The organism is Roseicyclus mahoneyensis (assembly GCF_003148775.1).
GTDB classification, from domain to species: Bacteria; Pseudomonadota; Alphaproteobacteria; order Rhodobacterales; family Rhodobacteraceae; genus Roseicyclus; species Roseicyclus mahoneyensis.
Genome location: NZ_QGGW01000001.1, coordinates 695756 through 722302, shown reverse-complemented (window position 1 = coordinate 722302; position 26547 = coordinate 695756). Strand labels below are relative to the sequence as shown.

Below are 26547 nucleotides of genomic sequence, written 5' to 3'. Positions count from 1 at the left end.
GCGCGCCCGCAAGCCGTTGACCGCCCGCGCGCCCCGCGCCAGTGTCCGGCCCATGAACCTCGCGTCCCGCCTGACCCGCCACCCGATCCCCCATTCCCCTGAACGCGGCGCCGAGGCGCTTGCGCATCTGCCCGGCCTGTCGCCCGAACTGCGCCCCTTGATCGAGGGCGCGGGCGGATCCTCGCCCTATCTCGGAAGCCTCATTGCCCGCGAGGCCGCGTGGTTGGCTGACGCGCTGGCGTCTGTGCCCGAGGATGTGGTCGCCGCTTTGATCGCCGAGGCGGTGGCGCTGTCGCCCGCTGACCTCGATACCGGCTTGCGGCGGATCAAGCGGCGCGCGGCCCTGATCGTGGCGCTTGCCGATCTGGGGGGCGTCTGGCCGCTGGCGCGCGTGACGCAGTACTGGACCGACGTGGCGGATGCCTGCCTGCGCGCGGCGCTGGCCACCCATGTCGCGTCAGAGGCGCGGCGCGGCAAGCTGCCGGGCATGAGCGAGGACGATGCCCACCGCGACGGCGCGGGCATGGTGGTGCTGGCGATGGGCAAGATGGGCGCGGGCGAACTGAACTATTCTTCCGACATCGACCTGATCTGCCTGTTCGACGACGACCGCTTCGATCCGGGCGAGGTGATGGAGGCGCGCGCAGGCTTCATCCGCGCCACCCGTCGCATCGCCGCCAGCTTGGGCGACACCACGGCCGAGGGCTATGTCTTCCGCACCGATCTGCGCCTGCGGCCCGACGCCAGCGTCACGCCCGTCTGCATCTCGATGACGGCGGCCGAGCGCTATTACGAGGCCGAGGGGCGGTCGTGGGAGCGGTCCGCCTATATCAAGGCGCGGCCTGCGGCGGGCGATCTGGTGGCGGGGGCGCGGTTTCTCGACACGCTCAAACCCTTCGTCTGGCGTCGGCATTTGGATTTCGCAATGGTGCAAGACACCATGGATATGCGTCAAAAAATACGCGATCACAAGGGTTTGCACGGTGAAATTAAGCTGGAAGGTCACAACATGAAGCTTGGCGCGGGTGGCATCCGAGAGATCGAGTTCTTCGCCCAGACCCGGCAATTGGTGGCGGGCGGGCGCGACCCGTCGCTGCGCTCGCGCCGCACGGTGGAGGCGCTGGCAGCACTAGCCGAAGCCGGGTGGATTCCCGTCGGGGTGGCCGGGGAATTGACCACGCTTTACGCCCATCACCGCGAGATCGAGCATCGCGTCCAGATGATCGACGACGCGCAAACCCATGATCTTCCAAAAAATTCCGAAGGGTTCGACCGTCTGGCACGGCTCTGCGGCGAAGACGATACCGTCCGGTTTTGTGCGCGTCTGGCCGAAAACCTGCGCCGGGTGGAACATCTGACCGGGGACCTGTTCCAGCCCACACGCACCAAACCTGCCACGCTGGAGATCACCGCAACCGAGGCCGAGATCGTAGGCCGCTGGCCCAGTTACCCGGCACTGCGCAGCGAACGGGGTCGGGTCATCTTCGAACGGCTCAAGCCCGAACTCCTCAAGCGCCTCAAGGTGGCCGCGAAGCCAGAAGAGGCGCTTTCGAGCTTTGACAGTTTTCTCAGGGGTTTGCCAGCCGGTGTTCAACTGTTCTCTTTGTTCGACGCCAATCCGCCGCTGGTCGATCTGATCGTCGACATCTGCGCCACGGCGCCCGGTTTGTCGCGCTACCTGTCGCGGCATTCGGGCGTGCTGGATGCCGTACTGGACGGGCGTTTCTTCGCGTCATGGCCGCAGGCCTCGGGTCTGCTGGAAGATCTGTCCGGTCTTCTGGCCGGACGCGATTATGAGGCGCAACTGGATCTGGCGCGGCGCTGGCAGAAGGATTGGCATTTCCGCATCGGTGTGCATCAGTTGCGTGGCCTGATCGGCCCGGAGGAGGCCTCGGCGCAATATACCGATCTGGCCGATGCGGTGATCGGCGCGCTCTGGCCTGCCGTCTGCGCCCAGCTCGCGGATCGCCACGGGCCCGCACCGGGGATGGGCGGTGCGGTGGTGGGCATGGGCAGTCTCGGCGCAGGCCGGATGAGCGCGGGCTCGGATCTTGACCTGATCGTGATCTATGACGCGGCAGGCGTCGAGATGACCGAGGGGCGCCGCCCGCTCGATCCGCGCGGCTGGTATGCCAAGGCGACCAAGGCGCTGATAACCGCGCTCTCGGCCCCGACCGCCTCGGGCAAGCTCTATGAGGTGGACATGCGGCTGCGCCCCTCCGGGCGACAGGGGCCGGTGGCGACGGCAGTGGCGGGCTTTGCCGCCTATCAGCGCGACGAGGCCTGGACGTGGGAGCACATGGCGCTGACACGGGCGCGTGTCGTGGCGGGCCCCGCAGGCTTGGCCGCCGAGATCGAGGCCATCCGCTGCGCCGTGATCGCCCAAAAGGCCGTGCCCGATCATGTCCGTGCCGAGGCGGCGGTGATGCGCGCGCGGCTGAGTGCCGTGGGGCGCGAGGGCAGCACATGGGCCGTCAAGGAGGGGCCGGGCGGCTTGCAGGAGATCGAATTGCTGGGGCAGGCGGCGGCGCTGGCAGCGGGGGCCTCGGCGCGTGCGAGCACCGATCAACTGGCCGCTGCCGGGCGTCTTGGATGGCTGGAGGCGGAGGCCGTGCAAGAGCTTCAGGCCGCGCATGCGCTGTTCAACCGGGTGCAGGGCGCGGGGCGGCTGTTGACCGACGAGGCGCTGGATCCGGCCGGCATCGGCGCGGGCGGGCGGGCCTTTCTGGCTCGGGTCGCGGGCCAGCCTGATGCCGACCGGCTTGCAAGCCATCTGGACAAGACCCGCGCCTGTGCGCTTGGTTGGATTGACACCGTCCTTGGTCCGGTGCCCGAAAAGGAAGCCCCATGAGCCCCGCAGCCGCCCCCCGCGACCCCATCGACCCCAAGAACCTGATCTTTGAGGCCTACCGCATCGAAGGGATCACGGATGCCGAGTGTCGCTCCATCCTCGTCGACTGGGCGCTGAGCATCGAGGCCGCCGATCCCCGCCCGCTGATCGAGGCGCTGCTGGCCCGTCACGCCGACGCGCCCGAGGGCCATCCGATGACGGCCGTTCTGCGCGAGGGCCTTCTGCCCGAGGCCACGCCGCGCCGCCGGGGCGGGCGGGCGGCCCGTGTCGCGGATTGAGGCAGGCTCAGATCTTTTCCCGCGTCCCATGTGCGCCGCGTTCGCGGTAGGGTGTCGTGTCGTAATGCGCCCGGTAGCATTTCGAGAAATGCGAGGGAGAGGCGAAACCGCAGGCGAGCGCCACGTTGATAACGCTCATGTCAGTCTGCATCAAAAGGTTGCGCGCCTTGCCCAGACGCAACTCCATGTAATAGCGCTTGGGGCTGCGATTGAGGTAGCGGCGAAACAGCCGTTCCAGTTGCCGCGTCGACATGCCCACGTCCTTGGCCAGCTGCGCGGGGCTGATCGGGTCCTCGATCGCCTGTTCCATCATCCGGATCACCTGCCCCAGCTTGGGGTGGCGCACACCGATGCGGGTGGGGATCGACAGGCGCTGCGTGTCCTGATCGGTGCGGATCGAGGTGTAGATCAACTGGTCGGCGACCAGATTGGCCAGATCCTCGCCATGCTCGTCGGCGATGATCTTGAGCATCAGGTCGATCGACGCCGTCCCGCCCGCCGTGGTGATCCGGTTGCCGTCGATCACGAAAACCGATTTGGTCAGCGTGACGTCTTCGAATTCCTCGATGAAACTGTCCTGGTTTTCCCAGTGGATCGTCGCGCGCTTGCCATCGAGCAGCCCCGCCTTGGCCAGCGTGTAGCCCGCCGTGCAAAGTCCGCCCATGATCGCGCCCTTGCGCGCCTCGCGGCGAAGCCAGCCGACCATGCGCTTGGTGGTGGCCGCCGCCACGTCGATGCCGCCGCAGACCAGCACGGTGTCGTCGCGCGTCACCTCTTCGAGGTCGCTGTCGAGCCGAAAGCCGATGCCCGCGCTGCAATAGGCAATCTCGCCGCCGTCGCCGGTCAGGGTCCAGGAATAGAGCGGCTGCCCCGACATCCGGTTGGCGATGCGCAAGGCCTCCACCGCGCTGGCAAAGCACAGCATGGTGAACTGGTCCAGAAGCACGAAGACGAAGCGCCGTGGGCCAATATGTTCGGGCATGTCGCGGCCTTTTTCTGTCGCAGTGCGGCGGGATGCGCCCGCATGTCATTTGAGCGAAAGCAGCTTTCTTGAGCCGACGCAATCCCCGCAGGCCATGATTTAAGGCATTGGAAGCCCGCCAAGCCCGGCCTATAAGCGGCCCCCGAGACGAGAGCTAAGGAGAGACCCCGCCATGACCCGAGCGACCGCAGCGGCCTGGACCAAATCCGACTGGCGCGCAAAGCCGCGCGTGCAGATGCCTGCCTATCTTGATCAGGCGGCGCTGAACGCGGCCGAGACGCAACTGGCCAAATATCCGCCGCTGGTCTTTGCCGGCGAAGCGCGCCGCCTGAAGAAGGCGCTGGCCGCAGCCTCCCGCGGCGAGGCGTTCTTGCTGCAGGGCGGCGATTGCGCCGAGAGCTTCGCCGAATTTTCCGCCGACAACATCCGCGACACCTTCAAGGTGATGCTTCAGATGGCTATGGTGCTGACCTATGGCGCCAAGGTGCCGGTGGTGAAGGTCGGCCGCATGGCGGGCCAGTTCGCCAAGCCGCGCTCCGCGCCCACCGAGGTGATCGGCGGCGTCGAGATGGACAGCTACAAGGGCGACATCATCAACGACATCGCCCCCACGATCGAGGCGCGCCGCCCCGATCCCGCCCGCATGCTGCAGGCTTATACGCAGGCCGCCGCATCGCTCAACCTGCTGCGTGCTTTCTCGACCGGCGGTTTCGCCGATATCCACCGCGTGCACAGCTGGACACTTGGCTTCACCGACCACGACGACGCCGAGAAATACCGCGATCTGGCAAACCGGATTCAGGACAGTCTCGATTTCATGACCGCCGCGGGCCTGACCAGCGAGACCAACCACCAGCTGGCCACGGTCGATTTCTACACCAGCCATGAGGCGCTTTTGCTCGAGTACGAAGAGGCGCTGTGCCGCGTCGACTCGACGTCGGGCAAATGGCTGGCGGGCTCTGGCCATATGATCTGGATCGGTGACCGCACGCGCCAGCCCGATGGCGCACATGTCGAGTTCTGCCGCGGCGTGCTGAACCCGATCGGTCTCAAATGCGGGCCCACCACGACCGAAGAAGACCTCAAGGTGCTAATGGCCAAGCTCAACCCGGAAAACGAGCCGGGCCGCCTGACGCTGATCGCGCGCTTTGGCGCGGGCAAGGTCGGCGACAACCTGCCGCGCCTGATCCGCACCGTGCAGTCTGAGGGCGCCAATGTGCTGTGGTCTTGCGACCCGATGCATGGAAACGTCATCAAATCCTCGACCGGCTACAAGACAAGGCCTTTCGAGTCGATCCTGCGCGAGGTTCAGGAGTTCTTTGCGATCCACCGGTCCGAGGGCACAGTGCCGGGCGGCGTTCATTTCGAGATGACCGGCAAGGATGTGACCGAATGCACCGGCGGCATGCGGGCCGTGACCGACGAGGATCTGTCGTCGCGCTACCACACCGCCTGCGACCCTCGGCTCAACGCCTCGCAATCGCTGGAACTGGCGTTTTTGGTGGCCGAAGAGTTGCAGAGCAGCCGCGAGGCGCTGCGCGCCGCCGTCTGAGCGTCAACCGCGCCCGCCCTCGATCACCCTGAGGGCGGGGGCACCCCCGCGCGCGACCCTCAGACCTGTCAACCGGGGCTGAGGGCCCGCCGCCGAGAGAACCGCCTGACGGATCTGGAACCGGCAAGGCAGAGCCAGGCCTGCGCGCGCATCGACATCGACACAAACCAGCGCCCGGGTCACCGTCCCCGATGCATCGCAAAGCGGCATCACCACCATCGGCACCTCGATCTGCGGCTTGCCTGCCGCGACATGGGGCGCCACCAAAGTCATGCACAACAGCCGCGGACCGTCAAACACCGCTTCGGTCAGGCCTGTCAGCCGGTCGCGCGCCGCGACGGCGAAAAGCGCCCCGAGGGACATGCCGCGGGGCTCGACCCCCAGAAGTCCGGCGATCACCCGGCCACCGAGGCGGAAACGGATGCTCCGCCCCTCGTCGCGCTCCACTATTCCCGCCCCCGCCAGCCAGGGTTGCAGGACGACCGGGTCAAGATCCGTGCGCGCGGGCACGGCGCGCCCCCGGCGCAACCCTTGCCAATAGGCCAGCACGGGCGTCAGAGACCCGATATCCAGCCCCACAGGGCCGCCGCTGCGCGGCGCATGGTCCATCTTTCGGTCCCCTGTTCATGGGCCCTGTCTGCATCACCACAGTCGGGCCGGTGAGGGGCAGGCGCTTGCTTGACGCTGGGTGGAAATTACTTACCCAATCGTGACTACAACGAATAGAATTGTCCGGGCAGGGGGAGATCATTCATTTGGTTAACGACAGCAGGGGCGCCCCCATCGCCTCGATGACGGGCTTTGCCGCGCGGGAGGGCACGGATGGGCGGGGCACGACCTGGGGTTGGGAATTGCGCAGCGTCAACGCGCGGGGGCTCGACCTGCGCCTGCGCCTGCCTGACGGTTTGGGTGCGCTCGAGGCACCCCTGCGCAAGCGCCTGTCCGAGGTGGTCAGCCGCGGCTCGGTCAGCCTCTCGCTCCGGGTGCACCGCGAGACGGGCGCCGTGGGCCATGCGCTAGACCCCGCGCGGCTGACGGTTGTGATGACGCAGCTGGTGCAGGTACGCCGCGCGGCCGAGGCTCAGGGCCTGCCCATCGCCCCCGTAAATCCGGCCACCATCTTGTCGCTGCGCACCCTTGCCGAGACGGGCGAGACCCCGCCGATGCCTGCGCCCGAGACACTGCTCGCCGATGCCGAACCACTGATCGCGGCCTTTAGCGAGATGCGCGCCGAGGAAGGCGCGGCGCTGGCCCAGTTGCTGTCCGCCCAGATCGACCATATCGAAGCGCTGATCATCGAGGCCGCGCAGATCGCCCGTGACCGGGCCGAACCGCAGGCCGCGCGCCTGCGCGCCGCCGTGGCAAGCCTTGTGGAGGCCACGGATATCGACGAGGCGCGCTTGCTGCAGGAGGTGGCGGCGCTGGCCCTCAAGACCGACGTGACCGAGGAAATCGACCGCCTGCACGCCCATGTCGCGGCCGCGCGTGCGCTCGTGGCACAGGGCGGCCCGGTCGGTCGCAAGTTCGATTTCCTGACGCAGGAACTCAACCGCGAGGCCAACACGCTGTGTTCCAAGTCCCAAGATGCCGCGCTGACGGCCATCGGGCTTGACCTCAAACTGGCCATCGACCAGACCCGCGAGCAGGTTCAGAACGTGGAATGACCATGGCCGATGCGCGCCTGCCCGTGCCCCGACGGGGCCTTTTGATCATCCTCTCCTCGCCCTCGGGTGCGGGAAAGTCGACGTTGGCGCGTCGCTTGATGGCGTGGGATCCGTCGCTGCGCTTCTCGGTCTCGGCCACCACGCGCCAGCCCCGTCCGGGCGAGTTGGATGGCGAACACTACCATTTCCTGCCCGAGCCCGCCTTCAAGACCATGGTGGCAGATGGCGCGATGCTGGAACATGCCCATGTCTTCGGCCATTTCTACGGCTCGCCCATGGCGCCCGTGGCCGAGGCGATCGATGCCGGGTGCGACGTGCTCTTCGACATCGACTGGCAGGGCGCGCAGCAGATCCGCAACTCGGCGCTCGGGCGCAATACGCTGTCGATCTTCATCTTGCCGCCGTCGATCCCCGAACTGAAACGTAGGCTCATCTCGCGCGGGCAGGATCAGCCCGAGGTGATCGCAAAGCGGATGTTGAAAAGCTGGGACGAGATCAGCCATTGGGACGGCTATGATTACGTGCTGGTCAACGATGACCTCGACACGACCTTCGGCAAGTTGACCACCATCATCGCCGCCGAGCGTCTGCGCCGCGCCCAGCAGCCCGGCCTTGCCGCCCATGTCCGCAAGCTGCATGACGAATTTCAGGAGGATCAGGTATGATCTACGCACTCGACGGCACCGCCCCGGACATCCACCCCGACACTTGGGTCGCGCCCGGCGCCCATGTGATCGGCCGCGTCGCGCTGGAGGAGGGGGCCAGCATCTGGTTCGGTGTCACGCTTCGTGGCGACAACGAGGTGATCCGCATCGGTGCGGGCTCGAACGTGCAGGAGAACTGCGTCTTTCACACCGACCTGGGCTATCCGCTCACGGTCGGGCGCGACTGTACCATCGGCCACAAGGCCATGCTGCATGGCTGCACCATCGGCGACGGGTCGCTGGTGGGCATGGGCGCCACGATCCTGAATGGTGCCGTGATCGGTGCAGGTTGCCTGATCGGGGCGGGTGCGCTGATCCCCGAGGGCAAGGTGATCCCCGATGGCAGCCTGGTGATGGGCATGCCCGGCAAGGTCGTCCGCGATCTAGACGCTGCGGCGCAGGCCAAGCTGCTCAAATCCGCGGCCCATTACCGCGATCGGATGCGCCGCTTCCGCACCGGGCTCGTGCCGCTCTGAGCCTGCCTCGCTTCATCTTTCCCCAAATATGCATCCGCACGCGCCATCCGCGCCTTGCCTCATGTCAGCCGTGCGACCGCACCGCGCCTTGCGCGGTGCTACCGCCGCCGTTGACGCAGGCCGCAAGGCCGAGGTGCGTGGCAGACCCGACCCTCAGGCCGTCGCCATCGACAGGCGTCCGTCACGCGCAACATAGTTGAGGGTGATGTCGAGCGGCTCTGCCGCGGCGTGAAGGGCCGCGAATTGCGCCTCGGAGGGGCGCAGCGGCCGGCCCGCCGCCCCCATGCCGAAGCGCAGCACCGACCACAGCGCCTCGTCCAGCGTCACACGCGGGCCATGAGCCTCGAGCTGCCACTGGCCGGCCTGATCCACGGCCAAACTGACCTCGCCCCCCATCGGCAGGGCGGTTTCGGCACAGAGCAGCATCAGATAGCCCAGCTTGACCCGCAACCGGGGCAGATCCGTCGTGACCGCCCAATCCAGCGCCAGCCGCCCGCCTTGCCATGGCGCCTGCGCCGTCGCCCGCGCTTCGCGCGCGCTCAGCATCTGTTGGGCGCCCGCAGCACCGAAGGCCACGCGCAGGAAGCGCACGCGCGCCTGCGCATCGCGCACGGCGTCGCGGATCAGGTCCATTTCGGGGCCGCGCACCGATCCCGTCATCTCGATCAGTTCCACCCCGTTGCCGATCGCGCCCAGCGGGTTTACGAGGTCATGGCAGAGCCGCGACCCGATCAGGTCCGACAGGGTCTGCGGCCCGAGCGGTGATTGGTCATTCATGGAGCGCCTCCTGTCATGCACAACGATCTGAGCGCGATCCTAGAGCCGGGGATGCTCGTGCGCTGTCCCGGCCAGCCTGACTGGGGCATGGGGCAGGTGCAATCCAACATCGGCGGGCGCGTCACGATCAATTTCGAGGATGCGGGCAAGCTGGTGCTGGACGCGGCGCGCGTGCCCCTTGAGATCGTGTTTCTCGACTGATCCATCGCGTCCTCGCCCCTCCGCTTGCCGCAGCCTAGGCCGCGCCAGGTTAACACGAGTTTAACGCCGCCGTGCACCCCGCCCGAGCACCCGCCCCGGTTTGCAAGGCCGCCCGCGCCTGCTAAGGGGATCTGCCGCCCAGTTGGACCTTGCACCCCTCGCATGCAGATCGACGACAGCCATTTCGACCTCAGCCTCGCTGCGACCGAGGCCGATCTGCGCGCGGCCCAGCGCCTGCGCTATGCCGTCTTCGTCGAGGAGCTGGGCGGGGACGGGGCGCTGGTCGATCACGACGCCCGGCTGGAGGCCGATCGCTTCGACCCGCATTTCGACCACCTCCTTCTGCGCGACCGGCGGCGGGACGAGGGCGATCAGGTGATCGGGGTCTACCGTGTGATGCGCGCGGCGGGCGCGCAGGCGGCGGGGCAATTCTACTCCGAGGATGAATATGATCTGTCGCCCCTGCGCGCCTCGGGGCGGCGCCTGCTGGAACTGGGGCGGTCTTGCGTGCACCGCGACTATCGCGGCGGCACCGCGATGATGCATCTCTGGGCGGGGCTCGCCGACTATATCGCCGCCCATGAGATCGAGGTGATGTTCGGCGTGGCCAGCTTTCACGGCCTCGACCCCGCGCCGCTTGAGGGGCCGCTGTCGCTGCTGCACCACCGCCACCTCGCGCCGCCCGCGATCCGCCCCCGGGCACGCGCGCGCGGCCACCAGCCGATGGACCTGATCCCTGAGCAAGATCTCGACCGTCCGGCCGCGATCCGGGCGATCCCGGCGCTCATCAAGGCCTATCTGCGGCTTGGCGGGTTCGTGGGCGAGGGGGCCTATGTCGACCGGGCCTTCAACTGCATCGATGTCTGCCTCGTCATGGATGTGGCCCTGATCCCCGACAAGCACAGGGCGATTTATTGCCGGAGCGGCAGCGCATGAGCCAAACGTGGCGAGGGGCCGAGCCACCCGCGCCGCGCGCCGTGACGCGGGCAGGGTTGCTGCGGGTCGCGGGGCGGGGTGGGGCGATCCTTGCGCTATTGGCCATCGGTTTCCCGCTTCTTGTGATCTTGCGCCTGCCCGAGCGGCTGATCTTCGGCCTCGACCGCCCGGTGACGCCGCATGTCACCCAAATGGTCTGCCGCGCGGCCTGCCGCGTCCTCGGCCTGCGCGTCAAGATACGGGGCGCGCCGATGAGGGGGCCGGGGGCCTATGTGGCCAATCACGTCGGCTGGCTCGACATCTTCGTGCTCAATGCGTGCAAACGGCTCTATTTCGTCGCCAAATCGGAGGTCGCGGGCTGGCCCGGCATCGGCTGGCTGGCGCGCGGGACCGGCACTGTCTTCATCGCCCGCGACCCAAAGCAGGCACAGGCGCAGACCCGCGTTTTCGAGGACCGGCTTCGGGCAGGCCATAGGCTCCTGTTCTTCCCCGAAGGCACCTCCACCGACGGGCGGCGCGTGTTGCCGTTCAAACCGACGCTGTTTCAGGCCTTTCTCTCGGACCGCCTGCGCGATGTGCTGCATATTCAGCCGGTGACAATGATCTACCATGCCCCCGCGGGCGAGGATGCGCGCTTCTACGGCTGGTGGGGCGACATGGCGCTGGGGCCTGCGATCCTGTCGGTTCTGGCGGCGCGCCGACAGGGACAGGTCGAGGTGGTCTACCACCTGCCCCTGAAGGTCTCCGACTTCCACGACCGCAAGGCTCTTGCCGCGGCGTCAGAGGCTGCGGTGCGCAAGGGGTTCGTCGCGGCGCTGGCGTCTTGATCTTCTCTGTTTCGAAAATATCCCGGGGGAGGCCGAAGGCCGGGGGCAGAGCCCCCAGGCGACGCCAACCCCTATCGGATCGGTGCGATCAGCGCGCGGAGCGCCGCCACAGCATCCTCTTCGCGCCAGATCTCGGCGCCGATGGCGAAGAAATCGGTGATCGGCGCGAAAGCCTCGATCAGCCCGACATCCAGTGCGCCCTCGGCCACCACCGGCAATTCGATCATCTCCGACCACCAGGCGAACAGTTCGTGATCGGCCCGCGGTCCCTCCATCAGCGCGCTCTCGCCCATGGGACCGAAGGCGATGTAATCCGCGCCTGCCTCGCCGGCGCTCATGCCGTCATGGCGCAAGCTCCCGCAAAAGGCGCCGACGATGGCATCGGCCCCCAATGCCTTGCGCGTCGCGCGCACATTGCGCGGCCCGTCCGTCAGGTGGACCCCGTCCAGACCCAGCCGCTCGACCATGCCCGCGTGACCCGACAGGACCAGCGGCACGTCGCGGGCATGGGCGATCTCGCGCAGGCTGTCGGCGGCGCGCGCCAGATCGTCCTCGTCCTCGGTTGCCAGCGCAAGGCGCAGGCAGGCGATCGGCTCGGCGTCGAGGATCGCCGACAGGCGCGGTGCGAAAGCCTCGATCTCGAAGCGGGTGGGGGTCACGAGATAGAGGTTCGGCTGGTCGGTCTGGTCGCGCTCGGACATGGCTTTCGCCCCTTGTGGTGGTCTGGCGGGTGATAGCGGGGCCGGGGCCGGGCGGCAATGGGTGGCTCGCCCTTTGGGCGAAGGGGTAGCCCGCCCTTTGGGTGAAGCCCTGGTTCGCCCTTTGGGTGAAGGGGCGCTTGCCGGGCAGGGCCGCCCGCGCTAACGGCTGCGCCATGACAGATTTGACCGATGCCAGACAGCCGACCTTCATCCTCGTGCGCCCGCAGATGGGCGAGAACATCGGCGCGGCGGCGCGCGCGATGTGGAATTTCGGCCTTGACCGCATGCGCGTGGTCGCGCCGCGCGATGGCTGGCCGAACGAACGCGCGGTGGCGCTGGCCTCGGGTGCGGGGCGGCTCTTGGATCACGCGGGGTTGTTTGACGATGTACCCGCCGCCATCGCCGACACCACTTATGTGTTCGCCACCACGGCGCGACCGCGCGGCATGACCATGCCGGTCGTCACGCCCGAACACGCGATGGTGCAGGCGCGCGCCATGCTGGCGGCTGGCGGCAAGGTCGCGGTCTTGTTCGGGCCCGAGCGGGCGGGGCTGGAAAACGCGGATATCGCGCGGGCCAATGCCATCATTTCCGTGCCGGTGAACCCCGATTTCCCCTCGCTGAACCTCGCGCAATGCGTGCTCTTGTGCGCCTATGAATTCCGGCGCGCGGGCGACACCACGCCACCCGAGGTGATGGAACTGGCCGGCACCGATTTCGCCACCGGCGCCGAGATCGCGGCCTTGGGCGACCATATCGAGGCGCGGCTGGAGGAGGCGGGGTTCTTTTTTCCCCCGCTGAAGGCCGAAGGCATGCGCCGCAGCCTGCGCCAGATCTGGGGCCGCCTGCCGCTGACCCGCGCCGATGTGCAGACGTTGCACGGGATGTTCCGGCAGATGGTGCGCTGGGCCGAGGGCAAGCGGCGGGACGGTTGACGCGGTTCGGGGGCTCTGCCCCCGGCGCGTGCCGCGCCTTCCCCGGGATATTTTTGAAACATAGAAGCAGATGGACAGCATGACGCGGTCGCTTGAAGGGGGGGGCGCTGCGCGATAGGTCTTGGCTCCAGAGCACGAGGGACAAGACATGGCCAAACCGCGCAGCATCTTCGAGGATGTGACCGAGACCACCAAGCCCGCCGCGGTGCCGGGTGGCGTGTCACGCGACCGGGGGCGAGCGCGGGGTCTCGCGCGGGTCTGGCTGATGGTGCTGTTTGCGCTGGTCGTCTTGATGATCGCGGTGGGCGGCATGACGCGGCTGACCGACAGCGGGTTGTCGATCACGGAATGGGCGCCCTTGTCGGGGGCCATCCCGCCCTTGTCGGCCGGGGATTGGCAAGCCGAGTTCGACGCCTACCGCCAGATCCCGCAATACGCGCTGATGAACCGGGGCATGAGCCTTGAGGAGTTCAAGGTGATATACTGGTGGGAATGGGGCCACCGGCAATTGGGGCGCGTGATCGGGCTGGTCTGGGCCGTCGGGTTCTTCGGCCTCCTGGTGACGCGCAACATCCCGCCCGGTTGGGCGGGGCGCTTGCTGCTTCTGGGGGGCTTGGGTGGTCTGCAGGGCGCCATCGGTTGGTGGATGGTCCATTCGGGGCTGCAGGACGGGATGATCTCGGTCGCCTCCTATCGGCTGGCGACGCATCTGGGGCTGGCCTTCCTGATCCTCGGGCTGATCGCGTGGTTCGTGTTCAAGCTGGGCCGGGAGGAGGCGCTCTTGATGCAGGCGCGGCGCGAGGGTGACCGGCGGCTCAAGGGGATGGCGACGGGTCTTTTGCATCTGAGCTTCGTCCAGATCCTTATTGGCGCGCTGGTCGCGGGGATCGACGCAGGCCGCAATTACATCGACTGGCCGCTGATGGCAGGGGGCTTTTTGCCGCCCAACTTCTGGGTTCTGGAGCCTGCTTGGCGCAACCTGTTCGAGAATGACGGGACTGTTCAGTTCATCCACCGGATGTGGGGGTATCTGATCGTGCTGGTGGCGGTGGGCGCATGGATCGCCGCGCGGCGCACGGCGCGCGTGGCCACAAAGCGCGCCTTCGACTGGGTGCTGGTCGGCATCTTTGCGCAGGTCGTGTTGGGGATCGTGACAGTGATGCATTCCTCGCCTTGGTATATCGCGATCTGGCACCAGCTGGGGGCGGTCGCGGTGCTGGTGCTGATCCTTCGGGCACGCTTCTTGTCGATGTATCCGCTGGTGCAGAGCGTGAAGGGAGCCCGGGCATGAGGGCGCTGGACGATCTGCTGGCGTTCCAGCGCGAGACGGAGGCGCTGGCGCAGGTCATGGGGCGCTTGGGCTGGGATCAGGAAACGGTGATGCCGCGTGGCGCGGCCGTGCAACGCGGTGACGAGATGGCGGCGCTGGAGGGCGTGCTGCACGCGCGCCGCACCGATCCACGGATCGGTGATTGGTTGGCGGGCGCACAGGCGACGACCCAGGCCGAGGCAGCACAGCTGCGGCTGATCGCGCGCAGCTTTGAGCGGGCCCGCAAGATTCCCGCGCGGTTGGCCGCCGAGATCGCGCGCGTGACCTCGGTCGCGCAAGGCCAATGGGCGCAGGCGCGGCGGGCTGAGGATCTGACGGGTTTCCTGCCGGTGCTGGGGCAGGTCGTGGCGCTGAGGCGCGAGGAAGGTGCGGCGCTGGCGGAAGGAGGCGACGCTTACGACGCTCTGCTCGATGGCTACGAGCCGGGGATTACGGGGGCTGAGATCGGGGCGCTGTTCGACCGGATGCGCCCGCGCCTTGTCGCGTTGCGCGCAGCTGTCATGGCGGCGGACCCGGCGCCCGAACTGACGGGCCATTTTCCCAAGATAACGCAACTTGCGCTGACCGAGGAGATCGCGCGCGCCTTCGGCTATGACCTGACGCGTGGGCGCATCGACGAAGCGGTGCATCCATTTTCGTCAGGGTCTTTCAACGATGTGCGGATCACGACGCGGGTCGACGAGGGCGACCCGCTGGGCTGTCTTTACTCCACCGTGCATGAGGTGGGCCACGCGGGCTATGAGCAAAACATCGACCAGAGCTATGGCCTGACCGCACTGGGGCAGGGTGTGTCGATGGGCGTACACGAAAGCCAGAGCCGGATCTACGAGAACCAGCTGGGCCGCTCGCCGGCCTTTTGCCAATGGCTTTACGCGCGCATGGTGGACCGGTTCGGGCCGCTGTCGGTCGATGGCCCGGAGGCCTTCGCCCGCGCGGTCAACCGTGTGGCGAGCGGCTTCATCCGGACGGAAGCCGACGAGGTGCATTACAACCTCCACATCATGCTGCGCTTCGATCTCGAACGCGACTTGATGCGGGGCGATCTTGTTCTGGACGATCTTGAAGCGGCATGGAACGACCGGTTCCTGTCCGATTTCGGGGTGACGGTCGACAGGCCGTCGCATGGCATGTTGCAAGATGTGCATTGGCCCGTGGGGCTGTTCGGGTATTTCCCGACCTACACCTTGGGCAATGTCTATGCCGGTTGCCTGCACGCTGCGCTGCGGGCCGATCTTCCGTCGCTGGACGATGATCTGGCGCGGGGCGATGTGTCGGGCGCGCTTTGCTGGCTCAAGACCCGGGTGCAGACCCATGGGGGCCTGCGCCTGCCGCGCGAGACGATCGAGCATGCCACGGGCGGCCCGGTCAGCGAAGCGCCGCTTCTCGACTATCTCGAGGCGAAATTCGGGGCGCTTTACGGGCTTTAGGCGGCGTCTGGCTGGGGCACCAGCGGTGGCTTGTGGTCGGGCGGCATCGGGCAGGTATAGGGCGTGAGGGCAAGGCGGCGGGCGTGCTCGGCCTTGGCCTCGGCCAGCCGGTCGGGATCGCTGAGCAGGATTTCGGCCACCCGGCCCATCGCCTTTGCGGCATGGATCATCCCCTTGTGCGCCGCGCCTGACAGACCTTGCGCCGTCATCTGCCAGCTGTGCAGCGGCGTGCCGATGGCGGCGGTGGCCACCAGAACCTCGGTCGTCGGCACCTTCCACGTCACATCGCCCACATCGGTCGATCCGATCAGCACCTTGCCATTCGGGCGCATCGGCACGACCCAATCGCACAGCACGGCCTCCGTGGGCGGCTGGTTCACCACCGACCATTCGGCGGCGATGTCCGAAGGGGACAGCGTCCCGCGGATTTTCGCGGCATAGGCGCGGTCGAGGTCATCGAAGGGCACGCCGCCCAATTCGTCCAGCGCCTGTTGCATGACGCGGTCCATCGCCAGGTTCTCGAAATGGTTCGAGACGGCGGCGAACATCTGGAACTCGACACTGGTTTCCGTCATCAGCGCAGCACCCTGCGCCACCTTTTTCACCCGTTCGACCAGCGCCAGCATCTCGTGCAGGTCGAGGGCGCGGATCGAGTAGCGCACGGAGGCCCGGGCCTGCACGACGTTGGGCGCTTTGCCGCCCGCGTCGAGATAGGCGTAGTGGATGCGGGCATCTTGCACCATGTGCTCGCGCAGGTAGTTCACGCCGACCGACATCAGCTCCACCGCGTCAAGCGCGGAACGGCCCAGATGCGGTTGCGCGGCGGCATGCGCCGCGCGGCCCGAAAAATGGAAATCCATCCGCGTGTTGGCCAGCGACAGCGGGTCGTCGACCCGCGTCATGCCGCCCGGATGCCATGTGACGGCGGCATCCACATCGTCAAACGCCCCGTCGCGCACCATGAAGGCCTTGGCCGCCCCGCCTTCCTCCGCCGGGCAGCCGTAGTAGCGCACGCGCCCCGGTGTGCCTGTGGCCTCCAGCCAGTCCTTGACGGCGCAGGCCGCGAGCATCGCGGCAGAGCCCAGAAGGTTGTGCCCGCAGCCATGGCCGGGGCCGCCTTCCTCAAGCTCTTGCGGATGGTCGATCCCCGCCACCTGGCTCAACCCCGGCAGCGCGTCGTATTCGCCAAGGATCGCGATGACCGGACCGCCGCTGCCTGCCTCGCCCATCACGGCGGTGGGGATGCCCGCCACGCCTTCAGTGACCCGAAACCCCTTTGCACGCAGCATTGCGGCATGTTCGGCGGAAGAGCGGAATTCACTGTAAAGCGTTTCGGGCATGCCCCAGACGCGGTCGGCCAGCCCGGTCAGATCATCCTTGTGGCGCTCGACCAGCGGCGGGATGGCGGAGGTATTCTGCATGGGATTTCGTCCTTTGCCCGCAGGTTCAGTGTTGCGACCAGTCGGGTTTGCGCTTGTCGAGAAAAGCCGCGATACCTTCAACCGTGTCAATGTCGAGCATGTTTTCCACCATCACCGCGCCGCTCATCTCATAGGCCTTGTCAAGCGGCAGCTGCAATTGCTCGTAGAAGGCGCGCTTGCCGATGCGCACCGCCGCGCCCAGCTTTCCGGCGATATGGTCGGCCAAGGCTGCGGTTTCCGCCTCCAGTGCGTCATGGGGCACCACGCGGTTGACCAGCCCGATCTCGCGGGCGCGGGCGGCGTCGATGAACTCGCCCGTCACCAGCATCTCGAACACCTGTTTGCGCGGCACGTTGCGCGACAGCGCGACCATGGGCGTGGAACAGAAGAGTCCGATGTTCACCCCGTTGACGCCGAACCTGCAATCCTCTGCGGCCACGGCCATATCGCAACTGGCCACCAGTTGGCAGCCCGCGGCGGTGGCGATGCCATGGGTCTGGGCGATCACCGGCTGGGGCAGGCGCGGGATCATCTGCATCATGCGCGCGCAGCGGTCGAACAGGTCGCGCAGCGCGGAGGCGCCGGTATCGCGGGCGGCGCGTTTGGCCTGCATTTCCTTGAGGTCATGGCCCGCGCAAAACGCTTTGCCCGCGCCCTTCAGCACGATGACGCGCTGGGTCTCGGACACCATCAGGTCGCCGAATGTCGCCGTCAGTGCCGCAATCATCCCATCCGATAGCGCGTTGAGCTTGCCGGGCAGGTTGAGCGTCAGATGCGTCACGGCACCCCGATCCTCGCGGATCACCAGTTCCTCGGTCATGTCTTTTCTTCCCTTCCCGACTGCCCTAACCCCTGTTGCGACCCCTGTATAACGCCGGATCGGCGACAAGGAAGGGAGGCAGGCATGGCACTGGCGATGGATGTGGCCGCGCTGACGCGGTTTCTGGACGAGGTGTTTCCGCAGGTCGCGGCCGATTTCGGGATCGAGCATGTGGCGGAGAACCGCCTGACCGTGCGCCTGAAAGTGGCCGAGCGGCATCTCAGGCCCGGCGGGACCGTATCCGGACCGACCATGTTCGCCTTGGCCGATGTCTCGGTCTATCTGGCGATCCTGGCCCAGATCGGGCCCAAGGCGCTGGCGGTGACCACGAATTGTTCCATCGACTTCATGCGCAAGCCCGCCGCCCATGCCGACATGATCTGCGAATGCCGCATCCTGAAGCTGGGCCGCGTTCTGGCGGTGGGCGATTGCCTGCTCTATTCCGAGGGCGAGGCGGCGCCTGTGGCCCGCGCTTCCTTGACTTATTCGATCCCGCCCGAGCGCTAGGCCTGCGACATCGCGGGGCGGTGCAGGGCCGCACAGGCTTGTGTAGGGCGTGATTGACGATGCCAACAGAACCGGAGGATCGGACATGGCCGAGGCGGCAGGGCACAAGACCGAGGATTTCAGCCGGCTGGAACATCTGCCGGTCACCTTTTTCGCCGTCTTGATGGGGCTGTTCGGGTTGGCCTTGGCGCTGCATGCGGCGGCGGGCACCTATGACTGGGCCGAGGGGCCCGCACGCGCCGTCTTGTGGTTCGGGCTGGCCTGTTTCGTGGGCATCGCGGCGGTCTACCTGCTCAAGGCCTTCCGCTACCCGCGCGCGGTCGCAGCGGAATGGCATCACCCGGTCAAGCTGGCGTTTTTTCCCACGATCACGATCTCGATGCTGCTGATGGCGACCGCCATCCACGGATACCGGCCCGATCTGGCTGAACCCTTGTGGCTGGCGGGGATGCTGGGGCAGGGCGGGCTGACCATCGCGGTGATCTCGGGCTGGATCAGCCACCGCGCCTTCGAGGTGGGCCACCTGACGCCCGCGTGGTTCATTCCGGCGGTGGGCAATGTGATCGTGCCGCTTGCGGGCGCGCAGATGGGCTGGATCGAGGTCAGCTGGCTGTTCTTTTCGGCCGGCATGATCTTTTGGCTGGTGCTTCTGGTGCTGGTGTTCAACCGCTTGATCTTTCACGCGCCGATCCCCGCGCGGCTGTTTCCGACGCTGGTGATCTTGATCGCGCCGCCTGCCGTCGCCTTTGTCAGCTACCTGCGGCTGGTGGGCGGGGTGGATGCCTTTGGCCATATCCTGCTCAACAGCGGCTACGTCTTTGCCGCGCTGGTGCTGGTGCAGGTGCCCAAGCTGATGAAACTGCCCTTCGCGCTGAGCTGGTGGGCGCTCAGCTTTCCGCTGGCCGCCCTGTCGGTCGCCAGTTTCGTCTATGGGCGCGAGGCGGGCAGCGACGCGCATGTCGCCATCGGGCTGGTCGTACTGGCGGCGCTGATCGGCGTCGTGGCCGGTCTGCTCTACCGGACAGGGCTGGCGATCTTGCGCGACGAGATCTGCCGCCCTGAGTGACGGATCACGCGCCCACCAGCCCCTCGCCCCGGCGCAATGCGCGCACGCTGACGCTGTCGGTGGCGAAGGCGGCTTTCAGCACGCCCACCGCCTGCCAAGGATCGGCCGCGCCGCACATGAACACGTCAAAGGCGGCATAGCCGATCTCGGGCCAAGTGTGCACCGACATGTGGCTTTCGGCCAGAACCGCAACGCCGGTGATGCCTTGCGGGCTGAAGCGGTGCGTGTGCAGGTGCAAGAGCGTCGCGCCGCAGGCGTCCACGCAATCTTGCAGCGTCTGGCGGATATGCGCCTCGTCATCCAGCCGCGCGCCTGCCTGAACGTCGATGATCAGATGCGTCCCGGCATAAACCGCCCCGCCCTTGCGCACGAAGTAATCGGCGCCGACCTCGATGTCGGGGGTGGACGGGGGGCGGAGGATGCGGGTCATGTGATGTCCTGTCGGGCCCGGTTCCATGGCAAACTGCCTGTGCAGGCTATGCATCGCCCCCCGATCCGCGCAAGCGCAAATCCGGGGCGCGGACACCGGGCGGGTGGTCAAGGGCGGAAAACCGGCGGTTTTGCGGGCAGATCACACCAAAAGTTGTGGGGTAAAATAATACCTTGCTCGCAAGCTGTTGATTTCATATGGCTTGATCCAATTCCCGGCCATTGACGCCACCGGAAAATACCGTAGAAGCGCGTCATCGCAGGGCGGGTCGAACCCGTCTCTCGTCATTCCGGCCGGGCCCTTGCGGTCCGCCCCCGAAAGGACCGTACCAATGAAGACCTTTTCTGCCACTCCGGCGGATATCGACAAGAAATGGATCGTGATCGACGCCGAGGGTGTTGTTCTGGGTCGTCTTGCCTCGATCATCGCCATGCGGCTGCGCGGCAAGCACAAGCCGACCTTCACCCCCTCCATGGACATGGGCGACAATGTCATCGTCATCAATGCCGACAAGGTGCAGGTGACGGGCAACAAGCGCAACAAGCCCAATTACTGGCACACCGGTTTCCCGGGCGGGATCAAGTCGCGCACCACCGGCCAGATCCTCGAGGGTGCCCACCCGGAGCGCGTGGTGATGCAGGCGGTCAAGCGCATGCTGCCCGGCGGCCCGTTGTCGCGCCGCCAGATGACCAACCTGCGCGTCTATGCCGGTGCCGAGCATCCGCATGAAGCGCAGTCGCCCACCGTGCTCGACGTCAAGTCGATGAACCCCAAGAACACCCGGAGCGCATGACCATGGCCGAGACCCTAAGCTCGCTGGACGCGCTGAAAGGCGCGGTGGACGCAAGCCCCGCAACGATGACCCTCGATGCCGCCCCGCGCCAGCCGCAGCGCGACGCGCTGGGACGCACCTATGCCACCGGCAAGCGCAAGAACGCGATTGCGCGCGTCTGGATCAAGCCCGGCTCCGGCAAGGTCGTGGTCAACGGCAAGACGATGGACGCGTATTTCGCGCGTCCCGTGCTGCAGATGATCCTGCGCCAACCCTTTACCGTGGCTGGCGTGGAAAACGAGTTCGACGTGATGGCGACCGTCAAGGGCGGCGGTCTGTCCGGTCAGGCCGGTGCTGTCAAGCACGGCATCTCCAAGGCGCTACAGCTTTATGAGCCCAACTTGCGCGGCGCGCTCAAGGCGGCGGGCTTCCTGACCCGCGACAGCCGCGTGGTGGAACGCAAGAAGTATGGCCGCGCCAAGGCCCGCAAGAGCTTCCAGTTCTCCAAGCGCTGATCGCGTTTCCTGTTCCAAGACATTACAAAGGCCGCCCTCGGGCGGCCTTTCGTTTCGTCCTATCACAGAGCCGTGATCGCCCCTTTTACACCCGGCCAGACTTCCCACATCGCGCGCCGTCAACGTCAGCAATGGAGGTTTTCCATGAAACTCGTGTTTGTTTCCGGCGTTTTCGCACTCGCCTGCGCCGGACTGGCAATGGCGAGCATCGGACCGTCCGATCCGGTCAAGGTTGTCACAGCGGCGCAGGTTTCGGCCACTGAAGCCGACACTGCACTGATCGACAAGAAAGAGGCCGATACCGGTACCCTCACCCAAGCCTCGGCCGGGTGTGACGCCGATCCGGCCCTGCCGATCTGCGCCGGGGCCGCCGACAAGAACTGATCGGCGTCGCGGGCGCGCCCTGTTTGGCGCGCCCGATTGCACGACGGGCCAAAGGGTCCGCTTGACGCGGCGCATGGGGCCGCATAGCTCGCGCCCATGGCACGCGCACCCCTTTTGCAACTCTCCGATATCTCGCTGACCTTCGGCGGTGATCCGATCTTTTCCGATCTCTCGCTGGTGGTGCAGGAGGCCGACCGTCTGGCCCTTGTCGGCCGGAACGGATCGGGCAAATCCACCTTGATGAAGGTGATGGCGGGCCTGACCCTGCCCGACAGGGGCCGTGTCGTGACGCCCGATGGCGTGCGCGTGGGCTACATGGAGCAAGACCCTGATTTCAAAGGATTCGCCACCTTGGGCGATTTCGCCGGCGCGACGCTGGACCCGGCCGAGGTCTGGCGCGTGGAGGCGGCGGCCGAGGGGTTGAAGCTGCGGCTTGAGGCTGAGCCGGGCCGCGCCTCGGGCGGGGAACGGCGGCGCGCGGCGCTGGCGCGGCTTTTGGCCGAGGCGCCGGAACTGATGTTGCTCGACGAGCCGACCAACCATCTGGATGTCGAGGCGATCGGCTGGCTGGAACGTGCGCTGATGGAGAGCCGGGCGGGATTCGTCTTGATCAGCCACGACCGGGCCTTTCTGACGGCGCTTGCGCGTGGCACGCTCTGGCTTGACCGTTCGGTGGTGCGGCGGATGGACCAGCCCTTTGGCAATTACGAGAGCTGGCGCGACAAGATCTGGGAAGAAGAGGACCAGAGCCGCCACAAGCTCGACCGCAAGATCAAGGCCGAGGCGCGTTGGGCTGTTGAGGGCATCAGCGCCCGGCGCAAACGCAATCAGGGCCGCGTGCGCGCACTGGCCGAGTTGCGCGCCGAACGCGCGGGCCAGATCCGGCGGCAGGGTGCCGCCGAGATGGTGCTGGAGGCGGGGAGCCAAAGCGGCAAGCGGGTGATCGAGGCGCGCGGCATTTCCAAGGCTTACGGCGATCAGGTCATCTTGAAGCCCTTTGACCTGCGCATCCTGCGCGGCGACCGTGTGGCCTTTGTCGGCCCGAACGGGGCGGGCAAGACGACGCTTCTGAACCTGTTGACCGGGCAACTGGCCCCCGACACGGGCGAGGTGATCCTTGGGACGGGCATCGAGATGGCGGTGTTCGACCAGACCCGCGCGCAGCTTGATCCCGAGGCGACGCTGTGGGACAGCCTGACCAGCGATCCCTTGAACCGGGTCAGCGGATCGTCGGATCAGGTGCTGGTGCGCGGCCAGCCCAAGCATGTGGTGGGATATCTCAAGGAATTCCTCTTTGACGAGCGGCAGGCGCGGGCGCCGGTCAAATCGCTGTCGGGCGGCGAAAAGGCGCGGCTCTTGTTGGCGCGGATCATGGCGCGATCGTCGAACCTGCTGGTGCTGGACGAACCCACCAACGATCTCGATATCGAGACGCTGGACCTGTTGCAGGACATCTTGGGCGAGTATCCCGGCACCGTGTTGCTGGTCAGCCATGACCGCGATTTCATCGACCGGGTGGCGAGCGTCACGATCTCCCTCGAGGGTGAGGGGCGCGCCGTCGCCTTCGCCGGCGGCTGGACCGACATGCAGGCGCAAAGGCAAGAGAACTCCGGTGAGCAGGAAGCCGCTGCCGCGTCATCCCCGCGCCCGGCGGCACGTCCTGCGGCCAAATCCAAGGCACAGGGCGGCAAACCTGTTCTGAGTTTCAGCGAGGCGCACAGGCTCAAGGTGCTGCCCGAGGAAATCGCCCGGCTGGAGGCCGAGATCGGCAAACTGGCCGAATTGCTGTCGGACCCCGAGCTTTTCACCCGCGAGCCGGTCAAGTTCCGCAAGGCGACCGAGGCCATGGCCGAACGTCAGGCGAAACTGACCGCCGCCGAAGAGGAATGGCTAGCGTTGGAAGAAAAGGCCGAAGCGGCAAGCTAAGAACACATGCCGCGCGGCTCTACCCCGTCCCAGGGCAGGAACAATTCGACGCTGTCGGCCCGGTCGCGCCACGGCGTCACTGGCATGACCTGCCCGATCAGCGCCTCGAGCCTTGCCGTGCGTGCGCCTTGCGGGTCGATGGCGCGGCAGCAGACGTATTCTTCGACCAAAGACGCCTGCGCCTCATAGCCGTAATCGAGGAAGTGGCGGTCTTGGGTCGTGTCGAAGAGATAGGGGTCCGCCAGCGTTGCGTGTTCGCGGGCTGCGCGCAGCGGGTGGTAGCCGGTGATCTCGCGGTTCTGCCATTGCCAGACATGGGTCATCTCATGGGCAAAGAACATCGCGGCATAGAGGTGGCGCCGCCCGTCGGGCATAAGGGTGTAGTCGTCGACCATGATGTCCTCGCGGACATGCAGCGTGTTGAACAGAACCATGCCCCCCGTCCGCCCCTCGATGATCGGGCCTTCGGGGGGCGGGCCGACGCGTTCGCGGCAGGTGGTCTGGGGGCGGGCCGGGTAGCGTTGGACGATCAACCCGATCAAGGGGTTGCGCGTGATGCGCACCGGGGCGGCGTCGAAGGTATCGCCCTGCAGATCGGCCATGTAGGCCGCCTCTGGCGCGGTCAGGGGGCGGCCGCAGGCGACGAGGATCACGAAGAGGGCAATGATGAGGGGTGCGCGCATGGCGCGACGATAGGCGGGCGATGGCCGATCGGGCAAGGGGTTGACGCGGATCAAGGCAGGACGCGCGGGCATGGGGCAGGCTTGACCCGAACGGAAACGGGAGGGTGCGATGCGGATCAGCTTTGCGGGATTGGTGGCGGTGCTGGCCTTGGCGGGTGCCGCGCAGGCGCAGGACGCGGCTGAGGGGGCGGGGCTTTACGCCAATTTTTGCGCGGTGTGTCATGGGGTTGACGGGCGCGGGCAGGGCGTGATGACGGAAGTTCTGACCGTCGCGCCGGCCGATCTGACAGCGCTTGGCCGGGGTGAGGAGTTTCCGACGCTCAGGGTCGTGCGGCAGATCGACGGGCGCGATCCGCTGCTGGCGCATGGGGGCGAGATGCCGCTGTTTGGCATGTGGTTCGAAGGCGACGGGGCGGATGTGGCGATGGCGGGGCCAGGCGGGCAGCCGATGCTGGTCAGCCGCGCCATCGCCGATCTGGTGGCCTACCTGCGGGAGATACAATCATGAAAACCGTTTGGATGCAGGTGCTTGCGGCGCTTATGTCAACCAGCATTCCGGCGTTGGCACAAGACGAGGCGCGGGGCGCGCGGCTGTTTCAGGAGAGCTGTGCCGTCTGTCATGGGGCGGGGTTGAGGGGGGATGGGCCGATGGCGGAGCTGTTGGTGGTGGCGCCGCCGGACCTGACGCGGATTTCGGCGCGGTATGGGGGGGATTTTCCGCGTGCGGGCATGGCGTGGAAGATCGACGGGCGCGACCCGATCCTGAGCCACGGGGGGGATATGCCCTTGTTCGGGTTCGTTTTTTCGGAGATGTCGCAGGTCCTGACCTCGCCCGGGGGGCAGACGGTGCTGACCTCGCCCGAGGTGCTGGATATCGTGGCCTATCTGGAGAGCGTGCAGGAGTAGGCCCGAGGGCCGGGCGGCGGACGGGCGGTCACAGCCCGTACACCGCCCGTACACAGGCCGTACACTGACGGGCCTACTTGCCCTTTTTCGCGTTGCCGATGTCGAGCGGCTTGCCGGCGTTGGAATTGGCCGTGGCGAGCACCTTGGGCTTTTCCTTCTTGGGCTTCTTGGTTTCCTTGTTGCCCTTGTTCTTTTCCTTGGACATGGGGTGTTCCTTTGGCTGTCCCGGCCGCGCGGGCGGGGTGCCCGTGGCCTGACCGAGGCTCAAGGGGCGATCAGGGTTGCCATGCCCGGAGCGGGCAGGGGCGATGATGTCCGGTGAGGGGGCGGTTGCCCGTGGAATCAAGGTAAGGTTTTGGCAACGAAGGGGCAAGGGGGTCCGATCCTCGAAGGCTCCAGTGGAGCCTTCGAGGATCGGACGGGCGAAGCCCCGGGGTGATCCGGTCAGCGCGAAGCGCAGAAATCGAAAGAAACTGCAATTCCTAAGGTGGGGTGGAACCCCACCCTACGTTTGCTAACTCAATAGTCAGTCAGTATGCCTAGTTGCTTGAAGAACTTGTCTTTTGGTTCGCTACACGGATATCGGAAATCGAACGCCACAGACGTAAGGGAAACGCCATGCATAGCAAAATGAAAGACGAAAATCTTACCAATTCAATTTGCGGAAGGTAAAGCACAGGCCACCATTCAGATCGCAGATCCCTGAATATTACGGCTGTCTGAGAAATTTCTGCCAAAACATTCAAAATAATCGGTCGAATTGGATCGCCCTCAGTTAACAAAATCATGCCAGACCGCTCAGTGCTCGGTGGTCTGTCAATGACAGTTGGGCGATTAGCAGTCTCCCCGACGCATCCAGTTGCAACTTCATCAACAACATCAAAACAATACCATGGTGCCGAAAGAGTTCTTTCTGGGGCGGTTGTATTGAGCGTGCTTAAATGCTCTTCTGAGAATTGCCAACTGACGGATGCGTTGCTTAAGAGAGGCGGACTATGAGTTCGAAAGTCACGCGTGGTACCGCTCAGGTCAAGCGAAGCTCCAATACGCGACGCGTTCTGAAGCTCAAGTTCATGGGCTTTGTTCTGAGGAACTGCCCACAGAAAGAAATATTCCCTTCGGACGCGACTAATTTCAAATGCATACTCACAACTAGCCTGGAAGACTGGAAGGAAATTAGTATTTCTGGCTGCGCAATGCTCGAAATATGCAGATTGAAGTATGCTATCCGAAATTTGCAGTCTTACATTTGCACTGTTTGCGGTATTTATTCCAGACTCTACACGGGCGATATAAACTGACGATACGAAGGCCACAAACGCGCCAATGCCACCAACCAAAACCCAAAGAAAATCGGCTATCGCACGAGTTCTGACTATTCCGTACTTTCGAGATGCAAGTGAAATAGATAATGTGCTAAGCAGAAAAGCGAAAATGCACAAAAATATTTGAAGCATGCTATTATTACCTTGCGCT

At 66.0% G+C, this 26547-nt stretch carries 30 protein-coding genes; 20 read left to right on the top strand and 10 right to left on the bottom strand.

Features of this window, described 5'->3' with window-relative positions; genetic code table 11:
• The first annotated feature begins 52 nt into the window (after positions 1–52).
• Both C7455_RS03575 and C7455_RS03570 read left to right on the top strand, forming a co-directional pair.
• Positions 53–2851 (top strand): bifunctional [glutamine synthetase] adenylyltransferase/[glutamine synthetase]-adenylyl-L-tyrosine phosphorylase, encoded by a 2799-nt coding sequence (locus C7455_RS03575; RefSeq protein WP_109665478.1) that lies wholly within the window; start codon positions 53–55, stop codon positions 2849–2851.
• Positions 2848–3129, top strand: coding sequence for a hypothetical protein (locus C7455_RS03570; RefSeq protein ID WP_109665476.1), 282 nt, complete (start codon positions 2848–2850; stop codon positions 3127–3129). The genes C7455_RS03575 and C7455_RS03570 overlap by 4 nt, the downstream gene beginning before the upstream one ends.
• A 7-nt stretch (positions 3130–3136) precedes the next feature.
• Here C7455_RS03570 and C7455_RS03565 read toward each other — a convergent pair whose 3' ends face one another.
• The gene (locus C7455_RS03565; protein ID WP_109665473.1) at positions 3137–4111 is read right to left on the bottom strand and encodes a GlxA family transcriptional regulator; all 975 of its coding nucleotides are present in this window, start codon (positions 4109–4111) and stop codon (positions 3137–3139) included.
• 172 nt (positions 4112–4283) lie between these two features.
• Here C7455_RS03565 and C7455_RS03560 point away from each other — a divergent pair, with 172 nt between their 5' ends.
• Positions 4284–5663, top strand: coding sequence for a class II 3-deoxy-7-phosphoheptulonate synthase (locus C7455_RS03560; RefSeq protein ID WP_109665471.1), 1380 nt, complete (start codon positions 4284–4286; stop codon positions 5661–5663).
• 3 nt (positions 5664–5666) lie between these two features.
• Here the strand turns inward: C7455_RS03560 and C7455_RS03555 are convergent, their stop codons facing one another.
• Positions 5667–6272, bottom strand: a complete 606-nt coding sequence (locus tag C7455_RS03555; protein WP_109665468.1) for a PAS domain-containing protein — start codon at positions 6270–6272, stop codon at positions 5667–5669.
• A gap of 182 nt (positions 6273–6454) precedes the next feature.
• Between C7455_RS03555 and C7455_RS03550 the strand changes: the two genes are divergently transcribed.
• The 3 genes from C7455_RS03550 to C7455_RS03540 are packed head-to-tail and all read left to right on the top strand — an operon-like array spanning position 6455 to position 8507.
• On the top strand, positions 6455–7327 hold the full coding sequence (locus tag C7455_RS03550; protein ID WP_109665465.1) for a YicC/YloC family endoribonuclease: 873 nt from the start codon (positions 6455–6457) through the stop codon (positions 7325–7327).
• A complete protein-coding gene (gene gmk / locus C7455_RS03545; protein WP_109665463.1) occupies positions 7324–7992 on the top strand; it encodes a guanylate kinase in 669 nt (222 codons plus the stop codon). The genes C7455_RS03550 and gmk overlap by 4 nt, the downstream gene beginning before the upstream one ends.
• Entirely contained in the window at positions 7989–8507 is a 519-nt protein-coding gene (locus C7455_RS03540; protein WP_109665460.1) for a gamma carbonic anhydrase family protein, read from the top strand. The genes gmk and C7455_RS03540 overlap by 4 nt, the downstream gene beginning before the upstream one ends.
• A gap of 153 nt (positions 8508–8660) precedes the next feature.
• On the opposite strand, the gene C7455_RS03535 is transcribed toward C7455_RS03540, so the two are convergent.
• Positions 8661–9284, bottom strand: coding sequence for a histidine phosphotransferase family protein (locus C7455_RS03535; RefSeq protein ID WP_109665458.1), 624 nt, complete (start codon positions 9282–9284; stop codon positions 8661–8663).
• A 15-nt stretch (positions 9285–9299) separates the two neighbouring features.
• Between C7455_RS03535 and C7455_RS03530 the strand changes: the two genes are divergently transcribed.
• The 3 genes from C7455_RS03530 to olsA all read left to right on the top strand — a co-directional run bounded on the left by C7455_RS03530 (position 9300) and on the right by olsA (position 11248).
• Positions 9300–9485 (top strand): DUF3553 domain-containing protein, encoded by a 186-nt coding sequence (locus C7455_RS03530; protein ID WP_109665455.1) that lies wholly within the window; start codon positions 9300–9302, stop codon positions 9483–9485.
• A gap of 162 nt (positions 9486–9647) precedes the next feature.
• Entirely contained in the window at positions 9648–10421 is a 774-nt protein-coding gene (olsB, locus tag C7455_RS03525; RefSeq protein WP_109665453.1) for an L-ornithine N(alpha)-acyltransferase, read from the top strand.
• Positions 10418–11248 (top strand): lyso-ornithine lipid O-acyltransferase, encoded by an 831-nt coding sequence (gene olsA, locus C7455_RS03520; RefSeq protein WP_109665450.1) that lies wholly within the window; start codon positions 10418–10420, stop codon positions 11246–11248. The genes olsB and olsA overlap by 4 nt, the downstream gene beginning before the upstream one ends.
• 71 nt (positions 11249–11319) lie before the next feature.
• On the opposite strand, the gene C7455_RS03515 is transcribed toward olsA, so the two are convergent.
• The gene (locus tag C7455_RS03515) at positions 11320–11949 is read right to left on the bottom strand and encodes a thiamine phosphate synthase (protein WP_109665448.1); all 630 of its coding nucleotides are present in this window, start codon (positions 11947–11949) and stop codon (positions 11320–11322) included.
• 173 nt (positions 11950–12122) lie between these two features.
• On the opposite strand from C7455_RS03515, the gene C7455_RS03510 reads away from it, so the two are divergent.
• From C7455_RS03510 to C7455_RS03500, 3 genes are all read left to right on the top strand, one after another.
• Positions 12123–12884, top strand: coding sequence for an RNA methyltransferase (locus tag C7455_RS03510; RefSeq protein ID WP_109665446.1), 762 nt, complete (start codon positions 12123–12125; stop codon positions 12882–12884).
• A 148-nt stretch (positions 12885–13032) separates the two neighbouring features.
• Positions 13033–14175, top strand: coding sequence for a heme A synthase (ctaA, locus tag C7455_RS03505; protein WP_109665443.1), 1143 nt, complete (start codon positions 13033–13035; stop codon positions 14173–14175).
• Entirely contained in the window at positions 14172–15641 is a 1470-nt protein-coding gene (locus C7455_RS03500; RefSeq protein WP_109665441.1) for a carboxypeptidase M32, read from the top strand. The genes ctaA and C7455_RS03500 overlap by 4 nt, the downstream gene beginning before the upstream one ends.
• Here C7455_RS03500 and C7455_RS03495 read toward each other — a convergent pair.
• Positions 15638–17062, bottom strand: a complete 1425-nt coding sequence (locus C7455_RS03495) for a M20 family metallopeptidase (protein WP_109665438.1) — start codon at positions 17060–17062, stop codon at positions 15638–15640. The genes C7455_RS03500 and C7455_RS03495 overlap by 4 nt on opposite strands.
• A gap of 25 nt (positions 17063–17087) precedes the next feature.
• On the bottom strand, positions 17088–17882 hold the full coding sequence (locus C7455_RS03490) for an enoyl-CoA hydratase (RefSeq protein WP_109665436.1): 795 nt from the start codon (positions 17880–17882) through the stop codon (positions 17088–17090).
• A gap of 84 nt (positions 17883–17966) precedes the next feature.
• On the opposite strand from C7455_RS03490, the gene C7455_RS03485 reads away from it, so the two are divergent.
• Positions 17967–18389, top strand: a complete 423-nt coding sequence (locus tag C7455_RS03485; RefSeq protein ID WP_109665433.1) for a PaaI family thioesterase — start codon at positions 17967–17969, stop codon at positions 18387–18389.
• 85 nt (positions 18390–18474) lie between these two features.
• The gene (locus C7455_RS03480; RefSeq protein WP_109665431.1) at positions 18475–19455 is read left to right on the top strand and encodes an SLAC1 anion channel family protein; all 981 of its coding nucleotides are present in this window, start codon (positions 18475–18477) and stop codon (positions 19453–19455) included.
• A gap of 4 nt (positions 19456–19459) precedes the next feature.
• Here the strand turns inward: C7455_RS03480 and speD are convergent, their stop codons facing one another.
• Positions 19460–19885, bottom strand: a complete 426-nt coding sequence (speD, locus tag C7455_RS03475) for an adenosylmethionine decarboxylase (RefSeq protein ID WP_170118984.1) — start codon at positions 19883–19885, stop codon at positions 19460–19462.
• A gap of 331 nt (positions 19886–20216) precedes the next feature.
• On the opposite strand from speD, the gene rplM reads away from it, so the two are divergent.
• The 4 genes from rplM to C7455_RS03455 all read left to right on the top strand — a co-directional run bounded on the left by rplM (position 20217) and on the right by C7455_RS03455 (position 23482).
• Entirely contained in the window at positions 20217–20678 is a 462-nt protein-coding gene (gene rplM, locus C7455_RS03470) for a 50S ribosomal protein L13 (RefSeq protein WP_109665425.1), read from the top strand.
• 2 nt (positions 20679–20680) lie between these two features.
• Positions 20681–21172, top strand: a complete 492-nt coding sequence (gene rpsI / locus C7455_RS03465; RefSeq protein WP_109665422.1) for a 30S ribosomal protein S9 — start codon at positions 20681–20683, stop codon at positions 21170–21172.
• 144 nt (positions 21173–21316) lie between these two features.
• Complete coding sequence (locus tag C7455_RS03460) at positions 21317–21556, top strand: hypothetical protein (protein ID WP_109665420.1); 240 nt, start codon at positions 21317–21319, stop codon at positions 21554–21556.
• Positions 21557–21652: 96 nt separating this feature from the next.
• Positions 21653–23482 carry an ABC-F family ATP-binding cassette domain-containing protein gene (locus C7455_RS03455; RefSeq protein ID WP_109665417.1) on the top strand — a complete coding sequence of 610 codons (1830 nt, stop codon included), beginning with the start codon at positions 21653–21655 and terminating at the stop codon, positions 23480–23482.
• Here the strand turns inward: C7455_RS03455 and C7455_RS03450 are convergent.
• On the bottom strand, positions 23479–24165 hold the full coding sequence (locus C7455_RS03450) for a hypothetical protein (RefSeq protein ID WP_109666136.1): 687 nt from the start codon (positions 24163–24165) through the stop codon (positions 23479–23481). The genes C7455_RS03455 and C7455_RS03450 overlap by 4 nt on opposite strands.
• 109 nt (positions 24166–24274) lie before the next feature.
• Between C7455_RS03450 and C7455_RS03445 the strand changes: the two genes are divergently transcribed.
• Positions 24275–24673 carry a c-type cytochrome gene (locus C7455_RS03445; RefSeq protein WP_109665415.1) on the top strand — a complete coding sequence of 133 codons (399 nt, stop codon included), beginning with the start codon at positions 24275–24277 and terminating at the stop codon, positions 24671–24673.
• Positions 24670–25071 carry a cytochrome c gene (locus C7455_RS03440; protein WP_109665413.1) on the top strand — a complete coding sequence of 134 codons (402 nt, stop codon included), beginning with the start codon at positions 24670–24672 and terminating at the stop codon, positions 25069–25071. Before C7455_RS03445 ends, C7455_RS03440 begins: the two co-directional genes overlap by 4 nt.
• Positions 25072–25144: 73 nt before the next feature.
• Here C7455_RS03440 and C7455_RS20565 read toward each other — a convergent pair whose 3' ends face one another.
• Positions 25145–25276 carry a hypothetical protein gene (locus C7455_RS20565; RefSeq protein ID WP_281269395.1) on the bottom strand — a complete coding sequence of 44 codons (132 nt, stop codon included), beginning with the start codon at positions 25274–25276 and terminating at the stop codon, positions 25145–25147.
• 334 nt (positions 25277–25610) lie between these two features.
• On the bottom strand, positions 25611–26528 hold the full coding sequence (locus C7455_RS19820; RefSeq protein ID WP_146199914.1) for a hypothetical protein: 918 nt from the start codon (positions 26526–26528) through the stop codon (positions 25611–25613).
• Positions 26529–26547 lie beyond the last annotated feature (19 nt).

Bases quoted from the DNA above. Each gene is read 5' to 3' on its own strand.
- C7455_RS03575 (WP_109665478.1), top strand. From the start codon at position 53: ATGAACCTCGCGTCCCGCCTGACCCGCCACCCGATCCCCCATTCCCCT.
- C7455_RS03570 (WP_109665476.1), top strand. From the start codon at position 2,848: ATGAGCCCCGCAGCCGCCCCCCGCGACCCCATCGACCCCAAGAACCTG.
- C7455_RS03565 (WP_109665473.1), bottom strand. From the start codon at position 4,111: ATGCCCGAACATATTGGCCCACGGCGCTTCGTCTTCGTGCTTCTGGAC.
- C7455_RS03560 (WP_109665471.1), top strand. From the start codon at position 4,284: ATGACCCGAGCGACCGCAGCGGCCTGGACCAAATCCGACTGGCGCGCA.
- C7455_RS03555 (WP_109665468.1), bottom strand. From the start codon at position 6,272: ATGGACCATGCGCCGCGCAGCGGCGGCCCTGTGGGGCTGGATATCGGG.
- C7455_RS03550 (WP_109665465.1), top strand. From the start codon at position 6,455: ATGACGGGCTTTGCCGCGCGGGAGGGCACGGATGGGCGGGGCACGACC.
- gmk (WP_109665463.1), top strand. From the start codon at position 7,324: ATGACCATGGCCGATGCGCGCCTGCCCGTGCCCCGACGGGGCCTTTTG.
- C7455_RS03540 (WP_109665460.1), top strand. From the start codon at position 7,989: ATGATCTACGCACTCGACGGCACCGCCCCGGACATCCACCCCGACACT.
- C7455_RS03535 (WP_109665458.1), bottom strand. From the start codon at position 9,284: ATGAATGACCAATCACCGCTCGGGCCGCAGACCCTGTCGGACCTGATC.
- C7455_RS03530 (WP_109665455.1), top strand. From the start codon at position 9,300: ATGCACAACGATCTGAGCGCGATCCTAGAGCCGGGGATGCTCGTGCGC.
- olsB (WP_109665453.1), top strand. From the start codon at position 9,648: ATGCAGATCGACGACAGCCATTTCGACCTCAGCCTCGCTGCGACCGAG.
- olsA (WP_109665450.1), top strand. From the start codon at position 10,418: ATGAGCCAAACGTGGCGAGGGGCCGAGCCACCCGCGCCGCGCGCCGTG.
- C7455_RS03515 (WP_109665448.1), bottom strand. From the start codon at position 11,949: ATGTCCGAGCGCGACCAGACCGACCAGCCGAACCTCTATCTCGTGACC.
- C7455_RS03510 (WP_109665446.1), top strand. From the start codon at position 12,123: ATGACAGATTTGACCGATGCCAGACAGCCGACCTTCATCCTCGTGCGC.
- ctaA (WP_109665443.1), top strand. From the start codon at position 13,033: ATGGCCAAACCGCGCAGCATCTTCGAGGATGTGACCGAGACCACCAAG.
- C7455_RS03500 (WP_109665441.1), top strand. From the start codon at position 14,172: ATGAGGGCGCTGGACGATCTGCTGGCGTTCCAGCGCGAGACGGAGGCG.
- C7455_RS03495 (WP_109665438.1), bottom strand. From the start codon at position 17,062: ATGCAGAATACCTCCGCCATCCCGCCGCTGGTCGAGCGCCACAAGGAT.
- C7455_RS03490 (WP_109665436.1), bottom strand. From the start codon at position 17,882: ATGACCGAGGAACTGGTGATCCGCGAGGATCGGGGTGCCGTGACGCAT.
- C7455_RS03485 (WP_109665433.1), top strand. From the start codon at position 17,967: ATGGCACTGGCGATGGATGTGGCCGCGCTGACGCGGTTTCTGGACGAG.
- C7455_RS03480 (WP_109665431.1), top strand. From the start codon at position 18,475: ATGGCCGAGGCGGCAGGGCACAAGACCGAGGATTTCAGCCGGCTGGAA.
- speD (WP_170118984.1), bottom strand. From the start codon at position 19,885: ATGACCCGCATCCTCCGCCCCCCGTCCACCCCCGACATCGAGGTCGGC.
- rplM (WP_109665425.1), top strand. From the start codon at position 20,217: ATGAAGACCTTTTCTGCCACTCCGGCGGATATCGACAAGAAATGGATC.
- rpsI (WP_109665422.1), top strand. From the start codon at position 20,681: ATGGCCGAGACCCTAAGCTCGCTGGACGCGCTGAAAGGCGCGGTGGAC.
- C7455_RS03460 (WP_109665420.1), top strand. From the start codon at position 21,317: ATGAAACTCGTGTTTGTTTCCGGCGTTTTCGCACTCGCCTGCGCCGGA.
- C7455_RS03455 (WP_109665417.1), top strand. From the start codon at position 21,653: ATGGCACGCGCACCCCTTTTGCAACTCTCCGATATCTCGCTGACCTTC.
- C7455_RS03450 (WP_109666136.1), bottom strand. From the start codon at position 24,165: ATGCGCGCACCCCTCATCATTGCCCTCTTCGTGATCCTCGTCGCCTGC.
- C7455_RS03445 (WP_109665415.1), top strand. From the start codon at position 24,275: ATGCGGATCAGCTTTGCGGGATTGGTGGCGGTGCTGGCCTTGGCGGGT.
- C7455_RS03440 (WP_109665413.1), top strand. From the start codon at position 24,670: ATGAAAACCGTTTGGATGCAGGTGCTTGCGGCGCTTATGTCAACCAGC.
- C7455_RS20565 (WP_281269395.1), bottom strand. From the start codon at position 25,276: ATGTCCAAGGAAAAGAACAAGGGCAACAAGGAAACCAAGAAGCCCAAG.
- C7455_RS19820 (WP_146199914.1), bottom strand. From the start codon at position 26,528: ATGCTTCAAATATTTTTGTGCATTTTCGCTTTTCTGCTTAGCACATTA.